At 39.8% G+C, this 3688-nt stretch carries 3 protein-coding genes; all 3 read left to right on the forward strand.

Annotated features, from left to right (window positions below; translation table 11 throughout):
- Positions 1–180 precede the first annotated feature (180 nt).
- Genes lepA through IM477_RS03625 form a run of 3 tightly spaced genes read left to right on the forward strand, consistent with a single transcriptional unit; the run spans position 181 to position 3502 of the window.
- Positions 181–1992: a translation elongation factor 4 gene (gene lepA, locus IM477_RS03615; protein ID WP_002762209.1), complete on the forward strand. Its 1812-nt coding sequence runs from the start codon at positions 181–183 to the stop codon at positions 1990–1992.
- 55 nt (positions 1993–2047) lie between these two features.
- The gene (locus IM477_RS03620; RefSeq protein ID WP_287730559.1) at positions 2048–3226 is read left to right on the forward strand and encodes an AAA family ATPase; all 1179 of its coding nucleotides are present in this window, start codon (positions 2048–2050) and stop codon (positions 3224–3226) included.
- 3 nt (positions 3227–3229) lie between these two features.
- Entirely contained in the window at positions 3230–3502 is a 273-nt protein-coding gene (locus tag IM477_RS03625) for a hypothetical protein (RefSeq protein WP_287730560.1), read from the forward strand.
- The last annotated feature ends 186 nt before the right edge of the window (positions 3503–3688 follow it).

Raw genomic sequence — 3688 nt, forward strand, 5'->3', positions numbered from 1 at the left:
AATTTACGCTTGGGGAGTAGTCCCTAAGAGTGCTTGCCTTGTAGGTGTAGTCGGACTAGACATGAAGCTGTAAGACCAAAATTAGCTTTGCTAGTAGAGGCAGGATTCAGCCCAAGAATCTCCGCACTTTTAGGGCGGAGAGTGTCAAAAACCCCTGACTTTTGCCAGCAGTGAACCACGATGACTGACGTTCCCGTTTCTCGCATTCGCAATTTTTCCATCATCGCTCATATCGATCATGGTAAATCAACTCTCGCCGATCGCCTCCTGCAAATTACAGGAACCGTAGCCCAACGGGAGATGAAAGAACAATTTCTCGATAATATGGACTTGGAACGGGAACGAGGTATCACCATCAAGTTACAAGCGGCACGCATGGATTACACCGCTAAGGATGGTCAAAAATACGTTCTCAATCTGATTGATACCCCGGGCCATGTGGATTTTTCCTACGAGGTTTCTCGGTCTCTAGCGGCGTGCGAGGGAGCTTTATTAGTTGTGGATGCCTCCCAAGGAGTAGAGGCGCAAACTTTAGCCAATGTTTACCTAGCACTGGAAAATAACCTCGAAATTATCCCAGTTTTAAATAAAATCGACCTACCCAGTGCCGAACCGGAACGAGTCGCGGCGGAAATCGAGGAAGTGGTGGGTTTAGACTGTAGTGAGGCGATTCGGGCCTCGGCTAAGGCTGGGATCGGTATTAATGATATTCTAGAGTCGATCGTCCAATTGGTTCCCCCTCCCCAAGATACCCTCGAAGAACCCTTCCGAGCTTTAATTTTTGATAGTTATTACGACGCTTATCGAGGGGTAATTGTCTATTTCCGCGTCATGGATGGTCGGGTGAAAAAGGGCGATAAAATTCGTTTTATGGCTTCCGGTAAAGAATTTGTGATCGATGAATTGGGTATTTTATCACCGCAACAGGTACAGGTAAATGAACTTCACGCGGGAGAAGTGGGTTATCTGGCAGCCGCGATTAAAACCGTTGCTGATGCCCGGGTGGGTGATACGATTACTCTAACCGCTAAACCAGCACAAGAGCCTTTACCCGGTTATACGGAAGCAAAACCGATGGTTTTCTGCGGATTATTTCCCACGGATGCTGATCAGTACGCCGATCTCAAAGATGCCCTGGAAAAGTTAAAATTAAACGATGCAGCCCTATCCTACGAACCGGAAACTTCTAGCGCCATGGGTTTTGGTTTCCGTTGCGGTTTCTTGGGACTGCTACACATGGAAATCGTGCAGGAAAGACTAGAAAGGGAATATAACTTAGATTTAATTACCACTGCTCCCTCGGTAGTTTATCAGGTCACTACCACCGATGGCGAAATTGTCGAAGTGGATAATCCCAGTTTGTTACCTTCCCCACAAAAACGGGAAAAAATTGAGGAACCTTATATCCAAGTGGAAATGATTACTCCGGAAACCTATGTAGGTGCTTTGATGGAATTATGTCAAAGTCGTCGGGGAGTTTTCAAGGATATGCGTTATTTTACTAAAACTCGCACCGCTTTGATTTATGAGTTACCTTTAGCGGAAGTGGTGACGGACTTTTTCGATCAATTAAAATCTCGATCGCGCGGTTACGCTAGTATGGAATATCAATTAATTGGCTATCGGGAAAATGAGCTAGTTAAATTAGATATTATGGTCAATGGTGATCCCGTTGATGCTTTAGCGATGATCGTTCACCGGGATAAAGCTTATTATGTTGGTCGTGCGTTAACCGAAAAGTTAAAAGAATTGATTCCCCGGCATCAATTTAAGGTTCCCATTCAAGCAGCTATTGGTTCTAAAATTATCGCTAGTGAACATATTCCTGCTTTAAGAAAGGATGTCTTAGCTAAGTGTTATGGTGGTGATATTAGCCGCAAGAAAAAGCTGTTAGACAAACAAGCAAAAGGGAAAAAACGGATGAAAGCGATCGGAACTGTTGATGTCCCCCAGGAAGCATTTATGGCAGTTCTAAAACTCGATCCTCAGTAAAATCTTGGGGTGAGAATTAACTCACCCTTTTTAGTTTTAGCAGTGGGGAATTATTATGAAGCTTTTGAGATTATCCTATCAAGATTTATCCTCTGGATTAAGTATAGATTCTTGCGATTTTTTCCCAGATTTTAATTTATTAGTTGGTATCTCAGGTGCAGGAAAAACCTCGATTTTAAAGGCTATTAGTAATTTAACAAGAATCGCTAACGGTGAGTCTATAAATGGAGTAAAATGGGATGTAGAACTTTTAACCAATGATCATGTTCGTTATCATTGGTTGGGTGAATTTGAGGTTAGAAAAGCTCGTTCTCTCATCAAGATTGAAGAAGATGAAGTCAATAGTAATGACAGCGAAAATAGGGTTAGTATAATTAGTGAAACTCTTTTAAAAGATCAAGAGGTTTTGATCGAAAGAAACCAAGAGGTAATTGAGTTTAAACATTCAAAGACACCAAAACTACCATCTTATTTAAGCTGTATAGAGCTTTTCAATCAAGAAGAAGATGTTTTCCCTGTTCGACAGGAATTTAACAAAATGATTTTCAATCCACTTAAGTTTAATATCTCATATTCAACATTTGGTAAAATCCTTAGAAACTACGAATATGCCGAATATAACTCTCTCTCTGAATTACACTCGAGTCAACTTCCTATTTCCGACAAACTGCTGATCACTTATAAAAAATATCCTGATACGTTCGAGATAATGAAGAGAAAGTTTTTAGATATTTTCCCTCAAGTTGAAGATTTAAAAATAGAATCTTTAGAGCCATCCGAACTAGGTGATCTGCTTGTTTCATTAACTAGAATTGGTTTACTTGAAGAGCTACCTCGCATACAAATAAAAGAAAAAAACTCTCATGTCTGGATTGTAGAACCAAATATCTCCTCTGGAATGATAAAAAGCCTGATGTTCTTAGCAACGATCGAATTATCTCCTGATGGCAGCGTTATATTAATCGATGAATTTGAAAATAGTTTGGGGGTTAACTGTTTGGACACTTTAACAGAAGATTTATTAGTTAATTATCGAGATTTACAGTTTATTATTACCAGTCATCATCCCTATATAATTAATAATATCAGTCCTGCCTATTGGAAAATAGTCACTCGTAAAGGAGGAGTAATTCAGGTACACAATGCGGCTGATTTTCATATTTCTAAAACTCGACAAAAAGCCTTTATTGATCTTATCAATGTCTTAGAAGAATTTCCCCAAGGAATTAGTTAATCGATGAATATTTATTTTTTAGTTGAAGGAAGAAGTACCGAAAAAAAGCTTTATACTGCCTGGTTAACTTATCTTATTCCCGAATTTAAGCGAGTTGATTTTTACGATCAAGTCAATCACAACAATTACTTTCTGATTAGTGGTAATGGCTACCCCTCGATACTTGATGAGGGAATTCCTAACGCCATCGATAAAATTCAAGAAGTATCCAAATATAACTATCTAGTCATCTGTCTCGATGCTGATGAGGATGGGAGCATCTCACCTTTGCAATGAGCATAAATACTTAGTGGAAAAATAGGCTTTTCGAGGGTAATTCTTGTTTTAATTCTCCATGTACGCAGTCTTTAAAAGCCTCTATTTCGTTCCAAGACACGATGAAGAGTGGCTTTTAGGCTAAGTATAATTACTCATCGCGTAAGTGAGATGCTCCCCATGATGAGGATACTGTCGAAGAAAGAG

The organism is Microcystis sp. M090S1, assembly GCF_020246295.1.
Lineage (GTDB): Bacteria > Cyanobacteriota > Cyanobacteriia > Cyanobacteriales > Microcystaceae > Microcystis > Microcystis aeruginosa.